General features: G+C 45.4%; 18 protein-coding genes. 9 read left to right on the forward strand and 9 right to left on the reverse strand.

Annotated elements, in window-relative coordinates; genetic code table 11:
• Positions 1-40 precede the first annotated feature (40 nt).
• The 3 genes from WJR50_RS06975 to WJR50_RS06985 all read right to left on the reverse strand — a co-directional run bounded on the left by WJR50_RS06975 (position 41) and on the right by WJR50_RS06985 (position 1534).
• Positions 41-439 (reverse strand): hypothetical protein, encoded by a 399-nt coding sequence (locus WJR50_RS06975; RefSeq protein WP_341292524.1) that lies wholly within the window; start codon positions 437-439, stop codon positions 41-43.
• Positions 440-689: 250 nt separating this feature from the next.
• On the reverse strand, positions 690-1250 hold the full coding sequence (locus WJR50_RS06980) for an EF-hand domain-containing protein (RefSeq protein WP_341292525.1): 561 nt from the start codon (positions 1248-1250) through the stop codon (positions 690-692).
• A 68-nt stretch (positions 1251-1318) separates the two neighbouring features.
• Positions 1319-1534: a dodecin family protein gene (locus tag WJR50_RS06985; RefSeq protein WP_341292526.1), complete on the reverse strand. Its 216-nt coding sequence runs from the start codon at positions 1532-1534 to the stop codon at positions 1319-1321.
• A 941-nt stretch (positions 1535-2475) separates the two neighbouring features.
• Here WJR50_RS06985 and WJR50_RS06990 point away from each other — a divergent pair.
• The 3 genes from WJR50_RS06990 to WJR50_RS07000 all read left to right on the forward strand — a co-directional run bounded on the left by WJR50_RS06990 (position 2476) and on the right by WJR50_RS07000 (position 10493).
• Positions 2476-3165, forward strand: a complete 690-nt coding sequence (locus WJR50_RS06990; RefSeq protein ID WP_341292527.1) for a DUF4136 domain-containing protein — start codon at positions 2476-2478, stop codon at positions 3163-3165.
• A gap of 47 nt (positions 3166-3212) precedes the next feature.
• On the forward strand, positions 3213-3815 hold the full coding sequence (locus WJR50_RS06995; protein ID WP_341292528.1) for an outer membrane beta-barrel protein: 603 nt from the start codon (positions 3213-3215) through the stop codon (positions 3813-3815).
• A 1422-nt stretch (positions 3816-5237) separates the two neighbouring features.
• Complete coding sequence (locus WJR50_RS07000) at positions 5238-10493, forward strand: PAS domain S-box protein (protein ID WP_341292529.1); 5256 nt, start codon at positions 5238-5240, stop codon at positions 10491-10493.
• A 352-nt stretch (positions 10494-10845) separates the two neighbouring features.
• On the opposite strand, the gene WJR50_RS07005 is transcribed toward WJR50_RS07000, so the two are convergent.
• The 3 genes from WJR50_RS07005 to WJR50_RS07015 form a co-directional block, all read right to left on the reverse strand.
• The gene (locus WJR50_RS07005) at positions 10846-11115 is read right to left on the reverse strand and encodes a hypothetical protein (protein ID WP_341292530.1); all 270 of its coding nucleotides are present in this window, start codon (positions 11113-11115) and stop codon (positions 10846-10848) included.
• 318 nt (positions 11116-11433) lie between these two features.
• The gene (locus tag WJR50_RS07010) at positions 11434-12087 is read right to left on the reverse strand and encodes a response regulator (RefSeq protein WP_341292531.1); all 654 of its coding nucleotides are present in this window, start codon (positions 12085-12087) and stop codon (positions 11434-11436) included.
• A 276-nt stretch (positions 12088-12363) separates the two neighbouring features.
• A complete protein-coding gene (locus WJR50_RS07015) occupies positions 12364-13716 on the reverse strand; it encodes a hypothetical protein (protein ID WP_341292532.1) in 1353 nt (450 codons plus the stop codon).
• A 141-nt stretch (positions 13717-13857) separates the two neighbouring features.
• Here WJR50_RS07015 and WJR50_RS07020 point away from each other — a divergent pair, with 141 nt between their 5' ends.
• The gene (locus WJR50_RS07020) at positions 13858-16869 is read left to right on the forward strand and encodes a glycosyltransferase family 117 protein (protein ID WP_341292533.1); all 3012 of its coding nucleotides are present in this window, start codon (positions 13858-13860) and stop codon (positions 16867-16869) included.
• 5 nt (positions 16870-16874) lie between these two features.
• On the opposite strand, the gene WJR50_RS07025 is transcribed toward WJR50_RS07020, so the two are convergent.
• Both WJR50_RS07025 and WJR50_RS07030 read right to left on the reverse strand, forming a co-directional pair.
• Complete coding sequence (locus WJR50_RS07025; RefSeq protein WP_341292534.1) at positions 16875-18236, reverse strand: FG-GAP repeat domain-containing protein; 1362 nt, start codon at positions 18234-18236, stop codon at positions 16875-16877.
• A gap of 16 nt (positions 18237-18252) precedes the next feature.
• Positions 18253-21345: a PVC-type heme-binding CxxCH protein gene (locus WJR50_RS07030; RefSeq protein WP_341292535.1), complete on the reverse strand. Its 3093-nt coding sequence runs from the start codon at positions 21343-21345 to the stop codon at positions 18253-18255.
• Between the two features lie 235 nt (positions 21346-21580).
• Between WJR50_RS07030 and WJR50_RS07035 the strand changes: the two genes are divergently transcribed.
• The 3 genes from WJR50_RS07035 to WJR50_RS07045 all read left to right on the forward strand — a co-directional run bounded on the left by WJR50_RS07035 (position 21581) and on the right by WJR50_RS07045 (position 23183).
• Positions 21581-22129: an RNA polymerase sigma factor gene (locus WJR50_RS07035; RefSeq protein ID WP_341292536.1), complete on the forward strand. Its 549-nt coding sequence runs from the start codon at positions 21581-21583 to the stop codon at positions 22127-22129.
• Positions 22110-22379 (forward strand): hypothetical protein, encoded by a 270-nt coding sequence (locus tag WJR50_RS07040; RefSeq protein WP_341292537.1) that lies wholly within the window; start codon positions 22110-22112, stop codon positions 22377-22379. The genes WJR50_RS07035 and WJR50_RS07040 overlap by 20 nt, the downstream gene beginning before the upstream one ends.
• Positions 22380-22517: 138 nt before the next feature.
• Positions 22518-23183, forward strand: a complete 666-nt coding sequence (locus tag WJR50_RS07045; protein ID WP_341292538.1) for a ClpP family protease — start codon at positions 22518-22520, stop codon at positions 23181-23183.
• Between the two features lie 89 nt (positions 23184-23272).
• Here WJR50_RS07045 and WJR50_RS07050 read toward each other — a convergent pair whose 3' ends face one another.
• Positions 23273-23908: a 3-keto-disaccharide hydrolase gene (locus WJR50_RS07050; protein ID WP_341292602.1), complete on the reverse strand. Its 636-nt coding sequence runs from the start codon at positions 23906-23908 to the stop codon at positions 23273-23275.
• Between the two features lie 163 nt (positions 23909-24071).
• On the opposite strand from WJR50_RS07050, the gene WJR50_RS07055 reads away from it, so the two are divergent.
• The gene (locus WJR50_RS07055; RefSeq protein WP_341292539.1) at positions 24072-24881 is read left to right on the forward strand and encodes a GNAT family N-acetyltransferase; all 810 of its coding nucleotides are present in this window, start codon (positions 24072-24074) and stop codon (positions 24879-24881) included.
• Positions 24882-25434: 553 nt separating this feature from the next.
• A complete protein-coding gene (locus WJR50_RS07060) occupies positions 25435-26517 on the forward strand; it encodes a S66 peptidase family protein (RefSeq protein WP_341292540.1) in 1083 nt (360 codons plus the stop codon).
• Positions 26518-26534: the final 17 nt, after the last annotated feature.

Raw genomic sequence — 26534 nt, forward strand, 5'->3', positions numbered from 1 at the left:
TGTATTGAATGAATTTTTGAGAAATAGCTGCAAACTCTCCTTACAGGCTGAGTCCGATGATGATCAAAGCAAGAAGCATGAACATCAGTAGCCAGAAGAAGATGCCTACCGCGACTACTGAAGTATTTTCTTCTCCTTTTACATCACCCTCACCTATTACATCTGACCTGTTTTTTCTGCCATTGGGCGTATAAGGCGTAGCAGCAGCAAGCAGCAGCGCCAGTATCAAGCCTACTACCAAAAGATCAAGCCAGGCAGCATCATACCAAACAGGCCCGATGGGTTCTATCCATATTGAAACCATCCATATGCCTAAGAAAAGGACTAACAAAAAGCTCCAGAGGCTCCCCCAGGGCCCTCTTCTTCTCAAACCATAATAGAAAATGCTTACGATAACTAAAGTAATGACGATGATAGCAATGACTTCTGCCAGTATCATTGTATGTTAATTTTTTAGGATTTTACAAATCAGCATCAGCTTATAGAAGGACTCAAAGTGATTGTGCTTATCCTTCAATAGCCGATACTTCTACTATTTGTGTTTAAATACTTTGCCTTCTGTTGAAGTAGGTGTAACAAGGACGCAAACACTCCAAAAAATATCAAAAATCATCAGAATGTTACTATCGTATTTATCTGAAGATTGGGAGTAAGCATAAAACCAGATGAAGGATAGCGCTTCTGAACCCCTAGTTTTCCCAGTAGCGATCTTTCCACTCTTCGTACTCTTCATCATCTATGTATCCATCACCGTCTGTATCCCAATAGTGGTATGCTCCTTCAGAAAATTCTTCTTCGCTAATAATTTCGTCGGCGTTTACATCCCAGTCTACAAACAAGCCAGTGTCCATTACTCCTGCGCGGTACTCGCCCAGATCTATCTTCCCATTATTATTCAGGTCCCAGTCGTCAAAAGTACCGTAGAGTACTTCATCGTAATTTTCATAATATAAGTCTACCGCGCTGTTCCATTCACCCTGGTCTAAGGCATTATCGTTGTTCAGATCCCAGATGTTATAGTAGGCATCATACAACTCGTCAAAATCCAGATCGGAATCCTCATCCAAACCCCAATCGGTATAATATCCGGTAGCCGTGATGCCATCATAGAATTCATCATTGTCAATGTAATTGTCTTCGTCTATGTCCCAGTCATCGTAAGTTTCATAACCTCCTGTATCACAGGCAAAAAGGAACAGTAGCAAGGGAGAAATCAGACTTAGTGTAGCGCTTGGTATATTCAGTTTCATAATGATTAATTTTAGGTTTAACAGGCCTGAGGAAAGACCCCAGGCTTTTGTTAATATTGAAATGACAATCAATGAGATTCGTCCTTACTCACATCAAAGGAGACTTTGGCATTGACGCCGTAGGAGACAATCTTGTTGTTCTCTACATTGGCGTTCATCTCTTTGACGTAAATAGAATGGATATTTTTTACTGATTTGGAAGCTTCCGTCAATGCGTTTTGTACTGCATCATCAAAGCTTTTTTCAGATCCTGCGATTACTTCTATAACTTTTGTAATAGCCATGTTTAAAAAATTTATAGTGAAAAAAAATAAGGTGCATTTCCACCCGGAAATCACCATGGATAAATCTTTATCAAAAATTAATACTGCTGATCAGGTATGTACTGCATCAGCAAGATTTAAGCCTTTCCAATATGTAAATATGTCTATGAGTAGCGCCGTACATTGAAAATTAATACTGCTCTTCGCTTATCCAAGGTCAAGTGTTCTGACATCTTGCTTTGCGGTTGAAATTCCGTTTTGTGAGACCGGGCCCCGGCGGCACAAACCGGGGAACCAGGTTTATTAATTTTTAATGTGCTACCCTAGACACAAACAGAGGCGTCATTAATTAACATTTACTTTCTGTTCCCTATGCGCAGATGCTACTATAGCTTACTTTTTTTGTTAGCAGTAAGGGATCAAATCGTGAAGCCAGCCTATGGTGGGCTGTCAGTTTCACCTGTCAGTAACCTGCTTGACCACATCAATTTGTTTAGCTGTTTCAATGTTTATACTGATTAGCCCAGGCAATTGTTTTGACTATTGGATTGATCTATATGATTGATTAACAAGCACTTAATTATTAACTATTCCAATATGTCAAAATGTACTTATGAAGCTTAGTCATTTTATTGTCGTTTAATCCCACAAAATGCTTAGCTGAATGATCAGGAATGGCTATTCAGTGCCAGGCCGGATTCCCTCAAACTCTTCCTGAACAATTGTAACTGGTACTATTCACCTAATAAAAAGGAAGGCAAGTAACTATTTCATAGCAAGCATAAGCTCCTTAGCTTTGTATTACTGGATGAATTGAAAACAACAATTTTTTAACATTGGGTAAGCCTAAATCTTTAGGCTTATTTTTCACCCACATCAGGGGGTAGAAAACACCACCTCTTCTTCTGCACAAGACTTTTTGAGCCAGCTAATAATTTTTTTAATCTAATAAAGCCGATAAAATGAAAAGAAGATTTCATAAGGCACTATTGCTTTTTGCATTAACAAGCATGTGTGCTTGCTATCCCGAAGGACCCGAATATGTAGAAGATCTGGATGTGGTGTACACCAATTACGACCCGGAGTTTGCGTTTTCTGCCCAGAATACTTTTGCGGTGCCCGACAGCATCATTCTTATCAGTGAACAAAACTTTGTGGTGGTAGACGGTGATGACACACCAGAGATCGTAGACCCTGTTTACGCCGATGTTATTCTGGAACAGCTTAGAGAAAATATGGTGGAAAGTGGCTGGACAGAGACAGAAATAGAGGATGATCCGGATGTGATTCTACTCTTATCCGTAACCCGTACTACCAATCTGTATTATAACTATGATTTGCGCTACTGGGATTGGTGGTACCCCGGCTCATACGCAGGCCTGGGATGGTACTACCCCAACTATTTTCCCGGCTACTACAGAGGGATTAATCCGACTTTTGGTTACAGTCCGGGCTATGTTTCCGGTTACCGCTCCGGCTCCCTGCTGATACAGATGACCCAACCTGCCAATACCGGGGTAAATGATAATGTACCCGTAGTGTGGATGGGAGTAGTCAATGGGCTACTGGAAGGCAGCCCCAACAATATCAACAACCGCCTGCAACTGACCATCAACCAGGCGTTTGACCAGTCTCCATATCTCAATATTTAATACCCTCAGCACTATAGCTTTGGTGTATCACTAAAACCTTATTTGCTATGCAATATAAAATTATACTCACCTGCCTGAGCCTGATTGCCAGTATACAGCTGGGGTGGGCGCAGCAAAATATGTTCAGCCTCCAGTACTCTGTTGGTTTTCCTACCTCGGAACTAAACGATTACATTGGAGAAACCAGCTTTAGAGGATTGGCATTAGATTATACTTATCTTACTTCTACTAACCTCAGTTTTGGAATAAGTGGGGGTGTCAATACTTTTTACGAAAGAAAAGGCTATGATACCTACAATGAAGGTACGGCTTCTCTTACCGGCACCCAGTATCGTTATACCAACAGCTTCCCCATTATGGCTTCGGTCGGTTATTTTTTGAATCCGGCACAGACGCTTACGCCTTACGCCAGCCTGGGTATTGGGACCATCTACACGCTACGGGATACCCGCATAGGCTCATATAGCACGGAGACTGATACCTGGCACTTCAGCCTCAGACCGGAGATTGGTATCATATACCGCTTAAGCTCCAAGCTGGGCTTCAAACTGGCAGGGAAATATTACCAAACCTTTGAGGCTGATGAGTTACCTGCTCAGTCGTATGCTACGCTGGACATGGGCATCGTGCTCTACCCTGCTCCACGCTAGCGGTAGAATAAGAATAAGTAGAATAGAGACCAGTCGGGACGCTTGCTCTAGTTTGTAGAGAGATAGGACGCTTACTTCAGTGGGTACATTTGGAGGCGGGAAAGTTTATTTAGCAGAAAGCTGCAGCCTCGCTATTATGAAATCAAAAAAACTTCACTTTTGTAATAAAAACATTGAAAAGCCAGGAATCCTGGGTGTGAATTAGTGATTCCCAGGCCATATTCTGATGTTTTAGGGACAGGGAAGCCCATTCCCAAGGCAAAATCAACAGTTTTAATGACAGGTAAGCCTTACTTTGTGGTTAATACAAAAGTTTTGGTGCCAGGGAAGCAGCTTCCCTGGCCTAAAATAAATGTTTTGATGTCAGGGAAGCGCTTCCTGATGTCTGGAACAAAAGTTTTAACCTCCGGGAAGCACTGATTTATGGCAAAAACTAATTTTTGCAGTATATTATTCGGGTGATTTGAGAAGATTTTAAGCCGGCACATCAGGCAGTTTTGATGCTTATCGCAGTATTTATGTAAAATTATGCGTGAAAAGTACGGAGACTTACGTTAGGTCAGAACTATGATGTCAGAATCTGGATGCCTGTCTGGCTTAAGTTTGCTTTAGCTTAAGCTCAGTAGAATGGGGAAATTTAGCGAGAGTAGGTGGGATGAAGACCCAAGTAAGTCGCTTGTGTCAGTTTGTGCGGGACGCTTGCTCCAGTTTGGGAGTGCCATTTTTTGAAACAGCATTTTTTTATAGTGTACAGGGTCTGCTGCTTTTCTTTGTAAAGGCACAAGCGGGCTTTTCTTAAACGTATAGCCATTATGACTCATTGACAGCCTTTTTGCTCAGAGAACGTTCCCAAAAGCTTCCACCACATACAAGGCTTCCTTTGTTTACGGCAAGTGCGCTCGTCAGGCATCAGTTAGCTTTTTCCCAAACAAAGGAATTTTCCTCATGTTGTATAGTCAATAAGTTGCTTGTCACTGAGTTAAGCTATTTACTTTAGTTTAGGATATTTTCCTCAACGTTCTCTGCGAGTAACGCTGAGTGAGAGGATAAAGAATAAAAAAACAAGCGGGACGCTTGCTTCTTTGCTTTGTCAGGGGTCTTAGTTTTTGTCATTAAATCGTACTGTAGACTTTACCCATCAGACAGGGCTTCCATATTTGCATTTTTCTTATTTTCTCTCTCTTTTCTATCCCTAAGGTTTCCGTAAGCTTTCCCTAAGGTCGCTGTAAGCTAAGCCTAAGGGTAGAAAGTTGTACTTTTTTTATGAATTGCTCTTGCAGTACAGACTGCAAACTGTAAAATAAGCCTAAATTTGTATGAGTATTTGTTCATATATTTAATCTAACTCGCTTCTTTATGGTTGGTTGGTTGGTTGGTTTATTTATTTTGCTACATTATGACTCAGCAGTAATTTTATTTTTAATGATCACAGAAACACAAAAAACCGCTGATAAACGCTCATCATCCGCCCTAACCATTGTGGGTATAGGGGCTTCAGCAGGCGGACTGACTGCACTGAAAACCTTTTTCTCTCTTATTCCCCCGGATAGCGGGCTGGCCTTTGTAGTAGTGGTTCACCTTTCTCCCGACCATAAAAGCGCGATGGTTGAGTTGTTACAACCACATGTAAAAATGCCAATACAGCAAGTGACGGAAACCATGCCCATAGAACCTGATCATGTCTATGTCATTCCTCCCAATGCCAACCTCAACACCATTGATACCCACCTGCGCCTCTCGGACCTGAAAGCCAGCCGTAGGGAGCGCGCACCCATTGACCATTTTTTCCGTACCCTGGCCAGTGCCCATGACGGGAATTCGGTAGGCATTATCCTTACCGGCACCGGCTCTGATGGTACACTAGGGATTAGAGAAATAAAGTTGCAGGGCGGCCTTACCATAGTACAGGACCCGGAGGAAGCCGAGTTTGATGGCATGCCCCAAAGCGCTATCTTTTCCGGGCAGGTAGATAAGGTGATGACATTAAAAGAAATTCCTCCTTATTTGCTCAAATTTGTTTCTACCCGACCCAAGCTTAAAATGCTGGACACTGCTGAGGAACCGGAGGGGGAAGGCAGGCAGCTTATCCAGAAAGTCTATGCCCAGGTAAGAGCCCGTACCGGACGGGACTTTAGCCGCTATAAGCACTCTACCATACTGCGCCGTTTGCAGCGTCGTATGCAGCTTCACCAGATAGAGCATCTGGAAGATTATGTTAAGATGCTTCGGAATAATGCTGAAGAAGTACGCTTACTTTCTGACGACTTTCTGATCAATGTTACCAGCTTCTTCCGGGATGCGGACGTTTACCAATACCTGGAAGAGAATACCATTCCTCAGATTTTTGAGCGAATAAAACCGAATGAACAGATCAGGGTATGGTCGGTAGGCTGTGCCACCGGTGAGGAAGCTTATTCGCTGGGTATGCTGCTCATTGAGGAAGCCAGCCGCAGGGAGACGGCGCCTTCCCTACAGGTATTTGCCTCTGACCTGCACCCGCAATCCCTCCAAAGAGCCCGTGATGGCTTTTACCCGGGAGACATTAAGATAGATGTGAGCGAGGAGCGCCTGCGCCGCTTTTTTACCAAAGAAGATGGAGGTTATCGTATCCGCAAAGAGCTGCGGGAGCTGGTGATCTTCACTCCTCATAATCTGCTGGGTGATCCCCCCTTCTCCCGCATTGACCTGATCGTCTGCCGTAACCTGCTCATCTACCTGAAGCGGGATGTGCAGCGCGATGTGTTTGAGCTTTTTCATTACTCCCTGCGGCATAATGGGATCCTGATACTGGGAGGCTCCGAGCACCTGGAAAGTGCCGACCTTTTCCGTACCGAAAACAAAGAATTCTCGATATATACCAAGTGCAATATAGCCGGGCCGGAGCCTCGCCTTCCTGTTTTTCCTACTGTGCAAATGGGCTTTCAGCAAGAATCTTCAAAAGAAAGAGAGCAGCCCAGCCTGCCCTACGGAGCACTACACCAGAAAATGGTAGAACGCTACGGACCACCCAGTATCTTGCTGAGCCCTGACTATCAGGTGATGCATGTTTCTGACAATGCCGGACGCTATTTACAGATTGCTGGGGGAGAGCTTAGCCGTGATGCTTTTAAGTTGGTACGCCCGGAATTGCAAATGGAATTACGCTCTGTCATTTATGCGGCGCGGGAAAGCAAAAAGCTCACGCTCTCCAAACCGGTAAAAATCGTCCTGGAAGGGCTGGCCCGTCAGATCATTCTGTCTGCCCGGGTAATAGATGAACCCTCCCAGGAAAATGTAACTCTGGTCCTTTTTGAGGAATATGATAAACCAAGCAATATCAAAGAGGATAGTACCGCTGCTACTTCTGAAGATTCTAATTCTGAGCAGGTCAAAGAACTAAACCAGGAGCTACAGGACACTCGCCAGCGCCTGCAGGCAGTGATAGAAGAGTATGAAACCAGCCGGGAAGAGATGAAAGCCTCTAATGAGGAGCTGCAATCGGCCAATGAAGAGCTACGTTCTACCCTGGAGGAACTGGAAACCAGCAAAGAGGAGCTACAATCCATGAACGAAGAGCTGACGACCCTCAACCAGGAAAACCGGCACAAAGTAGAGGAGCTTAGCCAGATGTCGGACGACCTGCAAAACCTGATGGCCGCTACCGATATTGCCACGCTCTTTCTGGATAAAGACTTACGCATACTGCGTTTTACACCTCAGCTGGGAGAGCTGTTTAATGTACTTCCGGCCGACCGGGGACGACTGATCTCGGACCAGACGCACAAGCTAGGCTATGATGAGCTGGTAGCTGATGCAAAAAAGGTACTCAACAAACTAGTACCCGTGGAGCGGGAAGTAAAAGATAAGCGGGGCAATACCTACCTGACGCGGGTGCTGCCCTACCGCAGTGTAGAGGATAAGATTGAAGGCGTGGTCATTACCTTTATTGATATTACCGCAAGAATAGAGGCGGAAGCGCATCAAAGAGAGAGTGCTGAGCAATTCCGTGCCCTGGTGGAGGCTACTGCCCAAATCGTTTGGACGACCAATGCGCAGGGAGAAGTAGTGGAAGACTCACCCTCCTGGCGCGAATTTACCGGGCAAACTTTTGAGGAGTGGAAGGGCTATGGCTGGCTTAATGCGATACATCCAGAGGATAGGGAGTTTGCCGAAAGCTGGTGGCGTGAAAGTGCCAAGGAAGAGAAAATGGTGGATACCGTTTTCCGGGTTCGCCACAGAAGCGGGCAGTGGCGCTGGACTACTGTACGTGCCGTACCTTTGAGAAACGCCGATGGCTCGCTGCGTGGGTATGTGGGCATGAATACCGATATTACAGAACAGAAAGAGGCACAACAAGCCTTGCGACAATCAGAAGAAAGTTTAGCTGCGATCTTCCATGAGGCTGAGGCAGGGATATGCGAGATCAGCACAGCAGGGCATTTTCTGCGCGTTAATGATAAAATTTGCCGCATACTTGGCCGGAGCCGCGAAGAAATTCTCCAATTAAACATAGCTGATGTCACCCTGCCTGAGTATCTGCCGCAAAGTCAGGAAGCTTTAGAGCGTCTGCTCAAAACCGCTGAGCCGGAATCTGTGGATAAGTGCTATGTAAAAGCGGATGGCAGCAAGGTCTGGGCCAATAGCGCGCTTTCATTACTGAGTAACAAGGAAAGGGGACAGCCCAGCGTGCTGGCTGTAACGGTTGACCTGAGCGAACAACGCAAGGCGGAAGAGGCGCTGCGGCAGTCGGAAGAACGTTTCCAACTGGCCACTGCCACTGGCAATATGTACTCCTGGGAATTGGATATAGCCTCTCAAGAGTTTTTCTATTCTGGTAGTGCCAGCAGCGTGGTCGGCATCTCCTCTGCTGAGGACTTACCCAGAAATATGGATGAAATGATGCAGATGATTCATGAAGATGATCGGGAGCGAGTACAAAAGGAACTGGAGCTTGCACAAGAGGAAGTAGACACTTATAACCCTACTTTTAGAATAAAAAGAGAGGACAATGGTATCAACTGGTTGGAGATGAATGCCAGGGTATTTCGTGATGAACATGGTGAAGCTATAAAGATTATAGGAATTGCCCAGAACATTACGGATCGTAAGCTTGCCGAAGAAGCGCTGGAAAAAGCCAAAAGTGAAGCGGAGCTGGCAGCCCGGGCCAAGGAGGAGTTCCTTTCTACCATGAGCCACGAGATACGTACGCCCCTCAATGCCATCAATGGCCTCACCAACCTTCTTTTGCAAAAAGAGCCTCGCCCGGATCAGGAAGAAAACCTCAATACGCTGAAGTTTTCTGCCCATAGTCTGCTCATTCTCATCAATGATATCCTGGACTACAGCAAAATTGAGGCAGGCAAGGTAGCACTGGAACATGTAGACTACCAGCTCTCTACCCTGGTGGACAGCATCCGGCAGGCACATTTGCCTCTGGCCGAGCAAAAAGACAATGAACTGCATTTTCACATTGCTGATAATGTACCGGATGTACTCAGGAATGATCCTCATAAGCTGGCACAAGTGCTCAACAATCTGATCAGTAATGCCATTAAGTTTACCGAGCATGGCAGTATCTACCTGAATGTAAAACTGGAGAAACTGGAAAAAGACAGGGCATGGCTGTACTTTGAGGTAAGAGATACCGGTATTGGTATTTCGGAAGACAAACTTCAGGCGATCTTTGAAAAATTTACCCAGGCCGACAGCAGTACGGTACGCCGTTATGGAGGTACAGGGCTGGGGCTTTCCATTACCAAGTCTTTGCTGGAGCTTATGGGCAGTGAAATCGTAGTGGAAAGTGAGGAAGGTGAAGGTTCCGTATTTTCTTTCATCCTGAGGCAGGAAATTGGCAGTAGAGCTAACCTCAAAAAGGTAGAGCATATTTATACCGAAAGCAAAAAGGATACTGCCCGTTTAAGAAAGTTAAAAATCCTGCTGGTAGAAGATGCAGAGATCAACCGTATGGTAGTGCTACAGCATCTGGAAGAGTGGTGGGGCTTGAAAGCTGATGAAGCCATAAATGGAAAAGAAGCGGTAGAAAAAGCGAAAAAAGTTGATTATGACCTTATCCTGATGGACAAGCGCATGCCGGAGATGGATGGCGTAGAAGCCACACGTAGTATTCGCAAGCTTAGTGAGCATTATGCCCGGATTCCCATCATCATTCTGTCTGCCGATACTTCTGTGGGAAAAGAACTTTCAAGTGAAGGAACCAAACTCTTTGATGCAGTGGTGACCAAGCCTTTTGAACCGAAAAAGCTGATGAAAACCATTATATCACAGGTAGTAAGAGAAGGGGATTCAGTCTCTGCCCCTTCCAAAAAGCAGGAAGCCCAGCCGAATGATGATATATTTACGCCTGACTTTGAAAAAGCTGAAGAGCCCTTTAAAGGAAGTGAGGAAAAGAAGAAACATTTTTATAAGATGGCGATTAACGCACTACGTGTTTTTCAGAAGGAATATATGGAGGGAATGGAAAAAGGGGATAAACAGCAACTGGAAGACATTATGCACAAAGTAAAAATGCTGTTTAATCTGCTGGGAATGGAAGCTTTTTATGAAAAAATGCAGCATGTGCGTTATCAGATAGGGGCAGGCAATTCAACAAAAACGTTAAGCAATGAAATTGATAAGGTGCAAAGGGGCTTGGAGGAGGTAATTGCTAGTATTCAGCAGAGGCTGGAGGAACTGGGCTAAGTTTGGATGGTCTTAATTTTACTTAAAGTATGTTTAAAAATTTCTATGGCACTTGAAGCTAATTACAAACTTTGATTTTACATTTAACCTGATAGCATTGTTACTTTTTGTCATTGCCACAAAAAGTAACCAAAAAAGTCTAGCCGTCCCGGCCGGGAAATCTCCGAACGCTTCCACGCGCTTCCCTTCGCACGCCCGCCGGATATTCAGGCGGGGCCTCCCAGGCCAACACACTGAAATACAAGTATTTATAAAGACTTAAACAAACTCTTAGTATAGTAAAAGAAAAAGCATCCGACTATTCGCTTACTTTGGTAAGCATTAGCCTGATGCTTGCTCTATTAAGAATCAATCAAGTTGAGACTTGTTGCAAGGTTATCCTCTGGTATAATTCTTTGCTAAGGTAGGGCTCAAGTAACTTATTATTATTTAATACTTTTATCTTCACTACACCTTCCCAGGGCAGGTGGCTGGATGACCATACTTCTACGAACTGTCCTTGTATGCTATAAAGTTTGATATAGTAGTAAGGGTTGATACGGGTAGTAAGGTGACTGCCGGACTGTTTTAGCAACTTGATTTTTTCATGATAGCTGAGTGAACGTAAACTTTGTGGTTCCATATAAGATAGTTTTGATAATCACTTCTATACTCCCAAACAACGAAATAAAAACAGCATTGTCCATATCCATTATTATTCATATTGTCCAGTGATTCTACTCAATTTCCGCCTAATTTTTACTTCCTAGTTTGACTACTTTCATTCCTCATGGTACTGAGCTTATTTACTCATAGAAAGCGTAAAGGCCATAATGAGGAGGTAAAATTTGTTTCCTGAAGTGATCAAAAATCAGCGCTTATCAGAGGTGCATAATACCCCTCAGGCTTACTCAAATAGTGCCAGCTTCAGTCTTATCGTACATTAGCTGTGTAGCTCAAATCACCATTTATTAGCATTATCCAGATACAGCCTTACCAGTTCCACAGTATTATTCACCTTACATTTCTGAAGCATATTGGCCCGGTGGTTAGAAACCGTACGTTCACTTAGAAAGAGTTTATCCGCGATCTGCTTGGAACTTAAGCCCTCAATCAAAAGCATAAGCACTTCTTTTTCTCTTTTGGTGAGTATATTGATAGGATTCTGATCATTGCCGGAAGATTCGTTTCTGTTTTTGAAGCCTTTCACAATGATCTGGCTGATAGGCTGGCTGTAATACTCCTTACCTTCCTGTATGCTTTTGATTGCCTCTATCAGCTCATTTTTTTCTGCCTGCTTGGTGATGTAGCCCGCTACTGAGCTATTGAGCGCTTTGTACACATAGTCAGGTGAGTCGTGCATACTAAAGATAATGACCTTAGTAGCCAACTCTTTTTTTCTGATCTCTTCAGATATATCAAAAATAGACATGCCGGGCATGTTGATGTCAGAAATAAGGATATCCGGCTGGAGTTCCTCTACCAGTTTGTGCAATTGTTCCCCATCGGAAGCGGTAGCTACAAGTTCTATATCCTGATAATCTGAGAGCAGAGAAGATGTCGCTTGAGTGAGAATCACATGATCATCAGCCAAAACAACTTTACATTTATTCATAACAAAAAAATTATAGTTGAAAAAAATCAATCTGGCAGCTTTATAATAAAAAATTAAGAAAAACTGCTACCTCAAAATAGCGGAAATGTGTTTCAATGTCAACTTTTTATGCACACATTAGTTTGGAGTTTACACTTATTTTCGTAAATAATTACAAAAAATTGGCAAAGAAAAGATGCTCTCAGCTTTAGGGTATCCACTATTCAAAAACCCATCTCATAATTTTAATAACCTGTGAAAAGCTATGATGACTGACTTCTCCGCCAAAAGGGAACCTCATCCATTAAAATCTTCGTAGTACAAGGATTTTCCATCCGGCTGGCTGAGGCGGACATAGTTAACAGCGCCTGCACCGTGAAAGCGGTAGCCAATGCCAATGATTTTACTGTGGGTTTGAGGTAAAACGCCCTGATAGGCCAGCTGCTGATTGATGAGCAGGCGAAGTTTACGCTCTCTGGCTTCGCACTTCACTTCTACCCAATCGGAGAAGTCCGCTCCGAAGGCAAGCAGGTTACTATCTTCGGTTTTCATACCCTGCGCTTTGAGTTGCTGATCTACATTGGCCAGGCAGGCAGGAATACTCAGCGGAATCACCAGTGAAGCAGAATTCTCGTACAGTATGACCACGCTACTGTCCTGGCAAACTGCTTCTCCCTCTTTGAATTCACTTTTCAATGCGGTTTCCAACACGAAGTTATCATTGTACAGTTCGCCAAAGTCTTTCACATTGTAGTAAGCCAGCCAGGGGGTAGAGGCTTGCCTATCAGGATGCACAGCCCCCAGTTTTTCTTCAGGCACACGCAAAGCACCTCCATGCATGATATTTTCATAGAAGTAGTAGGGCATAGGATCACGCTCCACCAAAGCTGTCCAGTCCTTGGTATTGATGATAAAATCCTCCTGCTTTAGCGGCTGATCATCAGCAAGTAAAGCCGCCTGATACGCTCCGGGATAGTAGTACATAGCAGCATGCTGACGATCCTGTACCGGCACTTTCACCCTATCATCCGGCCTGGCAGACTGCTGAAGGTAAATGCTATCGGAGGGAGCAGCAGATGCATCGTACTGAAAAATGACCGTATTGGGCACACCGCTCGTTACCACTTTACCGCTGAAAGAGAAATCTTCTTCGTTCCATACAAAGGCTGCCTTTTTCTGAGCCTGCATGGAGAAAAGCAGACCAATGATGATCACTCCTCCTACCAACAGCAGCAGCATAAGCATAAATGACTTTAGCAACACTTTTTTATCCTGTTGGTAGACAGTTGCAGGAACTGGGTTAGCACGAACAGCATGCTGCCTTACGCCTAGGGTCTCAGCTTTACCCATCCCCTTCTGCCCTGGTAAGGGAGATGTAAAGTTAGCTGACTTGAAGGTACGCCAGTCCGCATAACCGGCAAATTGTGCCAGCACATTGAGGGTAGTGACATTAGGAGCACTATTGTACCGGACTTTCCCCCAGAGGCGCTTAAGTGTAGTGCTGCTGAGGCTTACACCGGTTGCCTCCAAAATCATTTCGCTGAGGTGGAGAAAATCCTGGTTGGTCCATTGGCCAGCATTTCCCCAGCCCAGCTGCTTTTCTATTATTAGCCGGCACTGCTGCAAGTACATTTGTTCTACCTCTTTCATCTTTGGGTGTATTTATCCACAAAATAAATAAAAGTTTCCATAGCCCCTAGTTGACTTGTACCAACTTGTATGAACTTGCACAAGCTGTGTATAAGCCCAAAGCGCTAACCCTCCCTAATATTACGCCCATAATTTGAAGTTATGACGTATCGGAAAATAAATACGCTGATGGGCGGCTTGCTGTTCATCATTGCGCTGATTGTGTATACGCTTACCGTAGAGGAGACGGTAAGCCTTTGGGATTGCGGAGAGTTTATTGCTGCTGCCTACAAATTGCAGGTGCCTCACCCACCCGGAGCACCCTTTTTCCTCCTGCTGGGCCGTATGTTCTCCTTGCTGGCGGGTGAGCAGGTAGAAAAGGTAGCTTTCTGGATCAATATGATCAGCGTGATCAGCAGCAGCGCCACCATTATGTTTTTGTACTGGTCCATTACTCTGCTGGGCCAGAAAGTACTGAAAGTATCTGAGCAAGGAATTAATTCAGCACAAAGTATCTGGCTGATCGCTGGCGGCACGGTGGGTGCGCTGGCTTATACTTTTTCGGATTCCTTCTGGTTTTCAGCCACAGAGGCAGAAGTATACGGACTCTCATCTTTCTTCACTGCTTTTGTATTCTGGGCAATTCTTAAATGGGAACATATGGAAGGTGCTGCTGGTAGCCGCTGGCTCATCCTCATCGCTTATATGGTCGGCTTATCCATTGGCGTGCATCTGCTCAACCTGGTTACCATTCCTGCCCTGGGACTGATTTTTTACTTCAACCAATACAAAAGCACTAAGCTGGGCATTGTCTTCACGCTATTGATCAGCCTGGGCCTTATCGGGCTTATCATGATCGGAATCATTCCCGGTCTGCCCTCTATGGCCGGAGCTTTTGAGATATTCTTTGTCAACAGTCTGGGAACGCCCTTTGGAGTTGGCTTTGCGGTTTTCGGAATTCTATTGCTGGGAAGTTTGCTGTATGGACTCTATTTTTCAATAAAACATCGCAGACAGGTACTCAACACCGCCCTGCTAGCCCTGACTTTCATACTGATTGGCTACTCATCTTATGTGCTGGTATTGATCCGTTCAGAGTATGATCCTCCTATTGATGAGAACGATCCCGAAACCATCATCAGCTTTGTTTCTTACCTGAAAAGGGAACAGTATGGCAGCCGACCGCTGGCTTATGGTCCTTACTTTACTGCCGAACTGGTAGACCAAAAAGAAGGTAAGCCGGTTTATGAAAAAGGAGATCATGAGTATGTCATTACCAATTACAAACTGGAGAACACCTACGACCCTAAGCAGTCTACAATTTTTCCGAGAGTGTACAGCACCCAGGATAACCATCCGGCATTGTACCGGCAGTGGATAGGCTTACGCCCCAATGAAGTGCCCAATTTTGCGGACAATCTCAGCTTCTTCTTTCGTTACCAGCTTGGGCATATGTACATGCGCTACTTTATGTGGAATTTCGCAGGTCGCGAGAGTGACGTCAAAGACGCAGGATGGCTTATGCCCTGGGAGAGTGTAAAGGATGTGCCGGAGCAACTGGCCCAAAACAAAGCCCGAAATAACTACTTCATGCTTCCCCTCCTGCTGGGTCTGGTAGGCTTATTTTATCATTATCGTAAGGATGTAAAAGGCTTCTCAATCGTCGGCTTGCTCTTTATCCTCACAGGAGTGGGGCTGGTGGTATACCTGAATTCTCCACCGGTAGAACCGCGCGAAAGAGATTATATTTATGTGGGTTCTTATTTTGCCTTTGCCATATGGATTGGTTTTGGCGTAATGGCCTTGGCGCACTTGCTTACAAAGCTCGTGAGAGATAAAAGCAAAACAGGTATCGCTGCGGGTATCATCTGCTTATCTGTTCCCCTGCTTATGGCTGTACAGGGGTGGGATGACCACGACCGCTCTGATCGCTACTTTGCCCTGGACCTGGCGCGCAACTACCTGGCTTCCTGCGCACCCAATGCCATACTCTTTACCGGTGGTGATAACGACACTTTTCCGCTGTGGTATCTACAGGAGGTAGAAGGATTTCGTACCGATGTGCGGGTCATCGTGCTGAGTTATTCCAATACCGACTGGTACATTGAGCAAATGCGGCGACCGGCTTATGAGTCCGAGCCTTTTCCGCTGAGCCTTACCGAAGAAAACTACAAGCAGGGAGGGCCGAATGATTACCTGCCTTATGTGGAAAGACCCAACATCAAAGGGGCTATCAGTCTGAAGCAGTACCTCAAGCTGATCAGAAACAATTCTCAGGCGTTACAAATAGCCAATGCGGGCTTCCGCTACAACACGGTTCCATCGGATAGTTTTTATCTGGATATAGAGACAGTATCTCCCTCAGAGCATTATTCTTCTTCAACCTCAGGCAGTGCCCCCCTTATTCCTGCTGAACTGCGGGAAATTATTCCGGAAGATATGCAGCAGCTATATACCGACCGCCTACATATTGGTTTGAAGGACAGAGGATTGGAGAAAAAAGACCTGATGCTGCTGGACCTGATCCAGACCAACAAATGGCAGAGCCCTATTTATTTTAATCCTACTTCACTACAGGGTACTCATCTGGATTTCAGCGCCAACGTGGTGCAGGAAGGTATGACTTTCAGGCTACTGCCAGTAGAAAATCCTAACCCATCGGATATGCTGATCAATACCGAGACGATGTATAATAACCTGATGAATGAATTTAATTTCCGTTCACTGGACAATGAGGATACCTATTACAATACCGAAGACCATGTGAACCGGGGCATATCCATTTACCGGCAGTGGTTCAATACGCTTATTGAGAATCTGATACGGGAAGGCAAAGAGGATCAGGCCAAAGAAGTGCTGGACAAATATATGAAAGTAATGCCTCAGCAGGCGTATGCTATGGATTTCAATACAGTTCATATTGTCCGGTACTTATTTCAACTGGAAGAGCAACAAAGGGCTATCACACTGAGCAAAGAATTGCATGAAAACGCCGCAGAGCTACTGGATTATTATCTAAACGGAGGAAGCGTTACTGACAGACTGGAAATCAACAGAAACCTATATGTACTTAATGTACTTGCCGAGATTTTAAAAATATATCAGCCTAAGCTTGCGGAGAAGATAAACCAAGACTTTATCCAATTTTATAGCAGACTGGAAGGCAGCTTATGAGTGCATTACTTTCCTTCATAGCCTTCATTGTAAAAAATGCAAAGTCCATCTTTGCCGGCTACCACAATATCATTTCTGCCGGTACCTCTCAGGTCTACTACGGCAAAGTAAAGTCCTGCTCCTTTGCCTTCTCCATAAGGACCGTAATCTATAGTGTGCTTGGTAAAAGAGTCACCATTCCACTGGAAGTAGTACAAACCTAAAGGATCATTACTACCCGGATCATGGCCATTGTGGGCACGAAATCGCTTGCCGGTGATTAGCTCAGGCTTTCCATCTCCGGTCACATCTGCCCACTCCATGGTATGGAACTGTGAATTGTAAGGATCAATAGGATGCTTGATCCAGCTGCGCTGGCCTGAGTCATCGGTGCTTTGCTCGTACCAATGTAGCCCATAGCCATGTCCCTGCCCGGCAATGATATCATTCTTCCCATCTTCATTGACATCCACGATAAGCACAGGTACACTGGCGGTGCCTATGTTGAATTCTTCATGCATCTGCCACTTTCCTTGCAGGGGATTCGCTGGAGCTTCCAGCCAGCCATTGCTGATGATAAAGTCTCCCCTGCCATCTCCATTGATATCACCAAAGCCCAGGCCATGACCCTGCTTTTCGGCTACATCGTAGCGGGTAAACCTGGAAGTGCCTTTACCCTGGCTATCTCTTTCCAGTTTATAGAACTTAAGCGCATTACCCGGATTGTTGGGAACCACTTCCAAATGTCCGTCACCATCTACATCCCAGGCTCGGGTACACTCTACCGGTCCGGTAGTGTCAATCACTGTTTGCTGCCAGTTGTCCGTATTTCCCGGGTTCTTCAGCCAGACAATATGTTTACTGCCCCAGCCTCCGGTTACATAATCCCGATGTCCATCGCCATCAACATCTATAAGGATACTGGAAAAGTCATTGTAGTACTCATGCCCGAAGCGGCTTACCTCTGTTACAAAGTGTCTGTCTCTGTAATCCGGACCTTCGTACCAGAATGCACCGGAGATGATATCCAGGGTATCGTCACCGTTGATATCCAATACCCCTACTGACTCATAACTTTCTGAAGCCACCATCTGCTTCTTGAACTGTACCGGCTTGCTGATGTCTTGTCCTGTCTGGGCAAATGCTTGGGTGAAACCGAACATAGTAAGGAGCAAGAGAATGGCTAAAGTGTCATTCCGTAGGAATCTTGTCCGCATTGAAAAAAGTGCTGGACTTTCTAACTGGTAAAGATCCCCGGGCCCCGGCAGCTCCGCTGTTGCTGCGGGATGACTTTGAAAAGGTTCATGGTAAAGGTCTGTGAGGACACAGACCTTGGAGTGGAAGACCTTGGGATGCAGGTTATATTTGGGGGGAATATTGTGTTTCATAATGATATATAATGCTTTATTGTTGGTTCAAGAGATAAGAAAGTAAGGCATTGAAATCCTCCTGCGGAAGGACTTCTCCGAAGTGATCGGGCATCAGGGTATATTCTGAAGGTTCACGCTCCTCAATATTGCTTTTGGCTACTGAAAACTCTTCTCCGTTCATATTGGCAAAGACCAGAGCCTCTCCTTCCTCCCGGCGGTATAAGCCTGTTCTGACCTGACCATCTCTGGTTTTGATAGTATAAGTGCGGAAGGCTTCTGAAATATTACGGTTAGGGTCCAGAATTTTGGTAGCCAGAGCCTCTGCTCCCCAGTTGCCAATCCCGATTAGCTGCGGCCCTATCATCCCGCCTTCGTTACTTACCCGGTGGCAGGTCTTACAGTTACGGTTGAACACCATCACTCCCGACTGCACCAGAGAGTCTGCATTGCTGAAATTCGCCAGACGTTCTTCAATCAGTTGGTTCTTCTCTTCCGTAACCGCCGGAACATTGGCCACCAATTCTTCAAAAGTACTGAGCTGCTCATCTGAGATATTCAGAAGTAAGCGCTCTTTGATTTTGGGGTCCACCAGAGCACGGGCAAATACTTCTCCCTGCTGTACTTTCTGGAAAAGAAGGTCCCTGCCCTGCGGTGAGGATGACAAAGCGCTTGCCATTTCTTTCTGCAAGTCAGGAGGAAGATTATTTACTTCAGAAAGGATATTGGTACTAATTGTGGGAGGCATTTCCCCCAGCATCGTAATCAGACGACGCCTTACCTCCTGCGACTGCTGCTCATCCTGCAAAATGTCCTGCACCAGCAGTGCGTTTTCCTGGGGAGCAATGGTGAGCAAGGCCTGTGCAGCAGCTATTTTCACCGCCGGATCATCTACCGAGCTTTGCAACACTTTCTTCATCTCAGGAGCCAAGGACCTGAGCTTGTAATTTCCTGCCAGATCAACGGCTAACTTAAGTTTTTCTGCATCTTCAGCAGCGACTTTGCTAGTGTCAGGCAGTTCAGGAGAGCTGTTGGCTGGCAGATAGGCGGTAAACAGATCTTCCGCGAGCTGTCCTCCCCAAGCCTGCATGGCAGCCTGTCCGGTGGCACCGCGCTGTACCAGACCTTCCTGCATGGCTTTGAAGATGCTGAAGCTTAAATCAAGGTCTTCTCCTGCCTTCTCTCTGCCCAGCCGGATCACTTCCGCTATCTGACGGGCAGGCAAAAAACGTACGGCATGTTGCAGATTGACCTCCAGCTTTTCATCCGCATCCGTAGAGGCCAGATAATCGTAGAGAAAGCGTCCGGCATCGGTATTTTCTACCCCTACCATCACATCCGCCAGTGTAGCGCTTTGTTGCGCATCCCAATCTCTGGCAGCTACCATCCGCATCATTTCCTCATCCCGCATCAGGTTGCGCAGCATCAGACGAAGGGTATACCTATAATGGGTATCATAGTCAGGAATCTTCTCTTTTTGCGCAACCAATGCCTCTATCGTCTGCATTGTAGGATAGTTAGCAATGGCTTCTACCGCTGCCCTTTGCACGTGAGGATTCTCATCATTCAGTACCTGGGTCACCAAATCATAATATTGCTGCTCAGGATCATCCGTTTCTCTGATAATCCGCATCACATGAGTCCTTACAATGGGGTCAGCATGGGCGGCAGCCTTTTGGATTGTTGCTTCATCCAAAGCATTTAGCCGGTACAAGACCCAAAGCGCCAGCGTATAAGGCTTCGCCTCAGTAGATGCATCATTGAGCAAAGCTTTGGCGGGAGCAATGGCCTCCTCTCCTGCCTGATCGGCCAGTTGATCTGCCGCCATCATGCGTACACTGATGTTATCATGGTTCAGTGCAGCCAGCAATTCTTCTACAGTATCATCCGCCAGATTGGTATCATCGGTATTTTCAGCCCCCCTATAGGTAATGCGCCAGATTCTCCCTCTGATATTATCTCTTTTGGGATGGTCCAGCGGTACTTCGTAGTGACCAATAATAGAATTATAAAAGTCAGCGATATATAATGCGCCATCCGGTCCCAGTTTGACATCTACCGGACGGAACCAGGGGTCTTCACTTTTTACCAGATCTTCCTCCGCCTTGGCTATGGGGGTAGAACCTTTAAACTCAAAAGAATTGCGATGCACCCGGCAGGTCACCACATCACCAATAAAAAAGTTATTCTGATAGGCTTCAGGAAACTGTTTGGCATCGTACAAAGCCAAACCGGCAAGGGCAGTAGACTCCTCGCCCATGGGCTTGGCATCAGGACCAAAGCCAATGCCTATTTCCTTCTTACCAAAGTGAGGATAATCGGCACCTCGGATCAGTTGGTAAATGGGAGAAGTGTGGCAATCCGTAGAATACATATAACCTAGTTCATCATAAGCCAGACCGAAAGGATTCACCTGACCAAAAGTGGTCTGCTCCACCCGACTGCCATCAGGCAGGAAGCGGAAGGTATTCCCGGAAGTCATGCTGATAGAATCCCCGTCGGTACCGGCGATGGTAGAGGTATTGGTGAAGCCATGACAGGTATACACCCAGCCATCGTAGCCCCGCGTCAGGTTATTGACCATGCCGTGGGTGTCGGTATGGCCAAACTCGCCGAGCAGCACCTTGCTCTGATCGGCCTGATCATCGCCATTGTTGTCGGTAAAACGATACAGATTGGGAATGCTATAGGCAATGGCAGCATCTGCTATGGGCAGCAGCCCTATGGGAATGTTGAGCGTATCTTCGTAATGGGTAAATGTATCGGCCTTACCATCACCGTCGGTATCTTCCAGGATAGATAGGCGGTCGGCACCCTCACCTGGCTCGGCAGGAAAAGGATATTCGTGCGACTGAGTAACCCAAAGCCGGCCCCGGGCATCAAAAGCGATGTTGAGCGGCTTGCCAATATCCGGTTCGGAGGCGAAAAGCTGAATTTCAAAACCTTCAGGGAGCTTAAAGCCCTGCCGTTCTTCTTCCGGTGTACGGGCTTCAGTGGTTCTGATATGCTCGCTGAATTTACTGCCGCTGTACAGGGCTTCGTTTTCTTCCCTTTCTTCCTGGCTATGACTACAAGCACCCAGAAGAAAAGAAATGACCACAGCACAAGTAATCATCCTTGGGACTGTCATACAATACGTAATGTTAGGTTGTTGTATTCAAGTATATCTCAACTTTACGTTCAGGCAAAGTTCTGATAAGATAGTACTATAATGTTACTATTTTTTATCCGTATTCAAAAGAAAGGCTGACCTAAGGAGAATATTCATCAAGGGATTGATTATTTTATATCATCTTTAAAAAAATCAGTATAAAAAGGTGATACCTGCCTGATCAGAGGCACATATATATAAAAACCGCAGGCTTATGATTTGTAATGATTGTCCTGAGCATGCCAGCGAAGTAAGAGAACAACTTTTTCTTGCGCTTTATCAGAAAGCTTTTCCGCTGGTTGCTCAATATATCAGTAAAAGAGGAGGCTCTTTTGAAGAAGCCAAAGATGTGTTTCAGGATGCGCTGCTCATTTATTATGAAAAAGTGCTGACAGCACAGGATACGCATGTGCAGCATGAGGAGGGGTATATATTGGGTATTGCCAAACATCTGTGGCTCAAGAAATGCAGAAAAGACCTCCTGTCTACTACGCTTGATCACCCTGAAACAGATGTAATGGAGGAGGAAGCAGCAGAAAATCCTTCTGGGACCAAGCTGTTACGCTTCCTGGAGACTGCCGGAAAAAAATGTATGGATATGCTAAGAGCCTTCTATTACGACAAGTTACCTCTGGCAGATATCGCCCAGAGCTTTGGCTACTCAGGCATACGTTCGGCTACGGTGCAGAAGTACAAGTGCATAGAAAAAGTAAGAGATACCATCAAAGAAAAATCACTGCGCTATGAGGACTTCCTTGAATGAAATCAAAGCCATAGAGCAGCATCTGTTACAGGAACAACAGCCGGAAGAAGCACTACTTTTTGAAGCCCGGATGATGCTGGATGAAGGTCTGAAAGAGAACGTACAGTGGCAGCAGCAGGCTTATCAACTGGTGCGTGCCTACGGACGCAAGCAGCTCAGGGCGGAAATAGAAGCGATACATCAGCAACTATTCACTCAAGCCAGACACAGAAGTTTCCGGCAGAAAGTGCTGAGTCTCTTCGCTAAATAATCCATAGAATATACCCATTGCTAAAGACGGCAGCCAGATCCCTTTGCGCTGACAGGTATCCTATTGCCTATTCAAAAATGTATTATTCATCAATCATTATTCATCAATCATTATTCACTCATCATTAAATAAAAGCGCATGTCTATCAACGCAAGTGTAATCCCGATGGTCATTGACAACAGTGGCCGGGGAGAAAGAGCCTACGATATCTATAGTTTGCTGCTCAAAGAGCGCATCATCTTTTTGGGCACCGCCATTGATGACCAGATCGCCAATGTGATTGTGGCGCAGTTACTTTACCTCAACAGCCAAAGCCAGACGCAGCAGATAGATCTGTACATTCAGAGTCCGGGAGGCAGTGTATATGCCGGGCTGGCGATTTATGATGCCATGCAGATGATCTCTGCTCCGGTCTCTACTGTAGCTATGGGTTTCTCCGGCAGTATGGCTACCGCCCTGCTTTGTTCCGGGCATGCCGGCAAGCGTTATGCGCTTCCGCAGGCGACCGTCCACATGCACCCCACCGGAGGAGGGGCCAAAGGCTATACCGAAGATGTACGCATCGCCACCCGAGAACAGGAAAGGTTACAGACACAACTTTTCCACATCATGGGTAAGCACAGCGGCCATAGCTGGAAGGAAATAGAAGATTACTTTCTACGCGACCGCTTCCTGAATGCCAAGGAAGCCCAGGCCTTTGGACTGATAGATGAAGTACTGGGCGACACCAGCAATCTGATCATGTTGAATAAATCAGAGCTGGAAGTTAGTCTGTACAATGGAAAGAAACTGCCGAATAATTAGGAAAGCTCGGGGATAAGAACTTTGACAAAGCTATAACCATAGTAAAGATAGCTTTGTCAAAGTTGACTAAAAACATCACCTTTAAAGTCCTACAACGGACGCACCATAATGTCTTTGAAGTAGACTACACTTTCGGGATCATGGCCCTGCAGGGCTACTGTACCGCTGGAAAGCTTACGTCCTGACATGTTGCTCTCGCGTTCCAGGTTTTCAGGCTCGGTATAATCCACCACAGTTTTGTCATTGATCTTAACGGTAATGTGATTACCCTTTACAATGATATGCTCAGTGTACCACTCATTGTCTTTGACATGCACTTCGCGGACATCGTCAATCGCATAGAGACTACCGGTGCGGCGCCAGTCAGTATGGGAATTGTTCACCTGAATCTCATAGCCTTTGCTGGGCCAGCCATCTTCCTGATACTCGGTATGAATATACATTCCGGAGTTGGCACCGGGCTTGGTCATGACCTGGGCTTTAAACTCAAAATCATCAAAGTTATGATTCTCTACAGGTCCCTGATAAAACAGGTGAGCGCGTGGGCCGGCAACCTTTATTTTACCATCTTCCACCGAAAAAGTAGAGGGGTTTTCGCTGGCTTTCCAGCCGTCTAATGATTTACCGTCAAAAATACTGATCCATTCTCCTTCCTGTTTGGTAGAAAAACTGGCTATCACTGCCAGGAGAAGTGTCCAGACGATGCCTTGCATGGCTTTTTTCATAGTTTTCATAAGTTATAGGATGTGTACAAATACAAAATTTCCTCATCAGCAGAGGGTTTAGTGCTGAAATATACTAAAATATGAAGGCAGAGCATTTTATTAATGGAAAAACCCGCGCTTAATTCTCTAATTTTTCTAGCTTACCTGTTGATAGCTTTATCCCATGTTCCACTTTGCTCCTATATCAGATACCGAGCTGGATGGATTACGCCAGCAATGCTATCAGTCGCTTACTGCCCCACTGGATGGGATGTGGGATGGGCTGATACACCGGGCAGTGATCAAAGGAATTTTCTATCGGAATGACTGTATCGGGTATTTGTGCCACGACCAGGCTTTTACCCTTATCAATTTTTTTATAGCAGAAGCATGGCTTAACCGCAGGGCTGAGATTTTTGCTCAATTGCTGAAAACTGAAGCTTTCCCCCAGGCTTACGTTAGCACCAACCATCCTGCTTTTCTGACAGCATGTATGGAATTTGCCAAACGTGTGTCCGTCTACTATTACCTTTTTGAAGACCTAAAGAGCCAATCACTTCAGCCTATGCTTTCGCCGGAATTTATAGAAACTGATTTTCTACAAGCAGATGAAAATGATATAGAAAAGATTGTTAGCTTCTGTCAGCAAACCACCACGGCGGATAAGGCCTGGCTGAGTAGCTACATTCAGGAATGGGTAGACAAAGAGGGGATATACTATCTGCTGCAAAAAGGAGAAATTCTGGGAATCTGTGAAATCAGAAGGAGCGATACACAAGCAGGGTATGCTGACCTGGGGGCTATCGTATCGGCCAGGTATCGTGAAAAGGGATTGGGCACTTACCTGATGCTCAAGGGCAAATCCATCTGCTATGACAGAGGCTTACAACCCATCTGCTCATGCCGTTATGATAATGCAGGCTCAAAAAGGATGATTGAGAATGCAGGCTTTGTCAATAAAAACCTGATGCTGAAAGTAAGTTTTCTGATTTAAGCTTTTCTACAAATGAAAAAAAGCGGTCAGGAAAAGACCGCTTACAAACATCAAAATAACAAGGTTGAGTAGTTAGGTTGTGCGTATAGTAGTTGCTCAATAATATGTGTCTTAGATATTTTTCTGTTTGCGAACTACAATTTTGGCAAAGTTATCGCTTAGTTTCTTACTCTTTTTTATCAATTGTTAATATTATTTTGACATATACTAAAAAGGCTGATCGCGAAGCAAAAATAAAAAGGGCCAATAACAAACTTATTATTTGTCATCAGCCCTTATTGAAGCTTAAAAAATTTGGATTAATGTCGTTTCAATTCCCATGACCCTCATTATTGCCAAATAGTTGTTTCCTTCTGCTGAAATTTTTTTAGAAATTGATCAACTTACTGATTATCAGGCATATTTATCCCGAATAATTTGCAGTGATTTTCACCTCGCTAGTGTTTAGCTTAATTTGCCACCTACTGTCTGTATATTGCGTTTTCTACTTTTCTTATGATCTGCTATTTTTAGGAGCTTAACTTAAGCTCACCGTAATACCGAATACACTACTATGCACCTCACTCATCGCCGTCAGTTTATCAAAGGAGTAAGTGCCAGTGCTTTGGCTGGCTTTCTACCTTTTTCATCTGCTAATGCTTCCCCTAGCGTTGCTACGCTTAAACCCCAACGCCTCAAAGCGGGAGATACCATTGGGCTGATCTCTCCTTCTCATTTCGCTACCGAAGAGCAGTTGCGCAGTACGATCAAAAACATGGCGCAGCTAGGCTTCAGCGTAAAGTATACGCCTAACATGCTGGTGCGCAAAGGATATCTGGGAGGTACGGATGAGCAGCGGGCCGATGATATCAACCAGATGTTTGCTGATGACTTAGTGGCAGGTATCATGTGCGTGACCGGAGGATACGGCACTACCCGACTGCTACCTTATCTGGATTACGACCTTATCAAAAGTCACCCTAAGCCATTGATCGGCTTTAGCGATATTACCGGACTGCTGTACGGCATTTACAGTCAAACAGGCCTGGTTGGCTTTCATGGGCCGGTAGGCGATTCGGATTATAATGATTTTACCACAAAATACTTTCGTCAGGTCCTGATGGAGCCTCAGCAAAGACTGACCTACGAGCAGCCTGAAAATTTATCTCCGGAGGAGTTGGTACCGCTTTATCTGCAGGGAGAGGAAGTGAAAATTTCTCAACCCAGCCGGGTCACGCTCTCTGATGGGGTGGCCGAAGGACCATTGGTGGGTGGCAACCTAAGCCTGGTCACCGCTCTCTGCGGCACAGCTTACGATGTGGATATGCGCGATAAAATCGTGTTTCTGGAAGATGTGGGGGAAGCACCTTATCGCATAGACCGTATGTTGACCCAGCTTTTGTTGTCACCGGACAAACTTCCGGCAGCGAAGGGCATCGTATTGGGACTGTTTACCAATTGCGAAGCAGAGAATGAAGAAAGTTCTTTTTCTCTTGCCCAGGTTTTGCAAGACAGATTGGCTGACTTAGGCATTCCTGTACTCTATGGCTTCACTTTCGGGCACATCCGTCGTAACATGACACTGCCTTTTGGGGTACCTGCTTGTCTGGATGCCTCAGCCAAGAGCCTAACGCTTTCAGAAGCAGCGGTTATATAAAAATTATCATCCCAAGT

Source organism: Catalinimonas locisalis, assembly GCF_038039535.1.
Classification (GTDB): Bacteria; Bacteroidota; Bacteroidia; order Cytophagales; family Cyclobacteriaceae; genus Catalinimonas.

Bases quoted from the DNA above. Each gene is read 5' to 3' on its own strand.
- WJR50_RS07055 (WP_341292539.1), top strand. From the start codon at position 24,072: ATGTTCCACTTTGCTCCTATATCAGATACCGAGCTGGATGGATTACGC.
- WJR50_RS07020 (WP_341292533.1), top strand. From the start codon at position 13,858: ATGACGTATCGGAAAATAAATACGCTGATGGGCGGCTTGCTGTTCATC.
- WJR50_RS06995 (WP_341292528.1), top strand. From the start codon at position 3,213: ATGCAATATAAAATTATACTCACCTGCCTGAGCCTGATTGCCAGTATA.
- WJR50_RS07035 (WP_341292536.1), top strand. From the start codon at position 21,581: ATGATTTGTAATGATTGTCCTGAGCATGCCAGCGAAGTAAGAGAACAA.
- WJR50_RS07060 (WP_341292540.1), top strand. From the start codon at position 25,435: ATGCACCTCACTCATCGCCGTCAGTTTATCAAAGGAGTAAGTGCCAGT.
- WJR50_RS07045 (WP_341292538.1), top strand. From the start codon at position 22,518: ATGTCTATCAACGCAAGTGTAATCCCGATGGTCATTGACAACAGTGGC.
- WJR50_RS06985 (WP_341292526.1), bottom strand. From the start codon at position 1,534: ATGGCTATTACAAAAGTTATAGAAGTAATCGCAGGATCTGAAAAAAGC.
- WJR50_RS07050 (WP_341292602.1), bottom strand. From the start codon at position 23,908: ATGAAAAAAGCCATGCAAGGCATCGTCTGGACACTTCTCCTGGCAGTG.
- WJR50_RS07040 (WP_341292537.1), top strand. From the start codon at position 22,110: ATGAGGACTTCCTTGAATGAAATCAAAGCCATAGAGCAGCATCTGTTA.
- WJR50_RS07030 (WP_341292535.1), bottom strand. From the start codon at position 21,345: ATGACAGTCCCAAGGATGATTACTTGTGCTGTGGTCATTTCTTTTCTT.
- WJR50_RS07010 (WP_341292531.1), bottom strand. From the start codon at position 12,087: ATGAATAAATGTAAAGTTGTTTTGGCTGATGATCATGTGATTCTCACT.
- WJR50_RS07005 (WP_341292530.1), bottom strand. From the start codon at position 11,115: ATGGAACCACAAAGTTTACGTTCACTCAGCTATCATGAAAAAATCAAG.
- WJR50_RS07000 (WP_341292529.1), top strand. From the start codon at position 5,238: ATGATCACAGAAACACAAAAAACCGCTGATAAACGCTCATCATCCGCC.
- WJR50_RS06975 (WP_341292524.1), bottom strand. From the start codon at position 439: ATGATACTGGCAGAAGTCATTGCTATCATCGTCATTACTTTAGTTATC.
- WJR50_RS06990 (WP_341292527.1), top strand. From the start codon at position 2,476: ATGAAAAGAAGATTTCATAAGGCACTATTGCTTTTTGCATTAACAAGC.
- WJR50_RS07025 (WP_341292534.1), bottom strand. From the start codon at position 18,236: ATGAAACACAATATTCCCCCCAAATATAACCTGCATCCCAAGGTCTTC.
- WJR50_RS06980 (WP_341292525.1), bottom strand. From the start codon at position 1,250: ATGAAACTGAATATACCAAGCGCTACACTAAGTCTGATTTCTCCCTTG.
- WJR50_RS07015 (WP_341292532.1), bottom strand. From the start codon at position 13,716: ATGAAAGAGGTAGAACAAATGTACTTGCAGCAGTGCCGGCTAATAATA.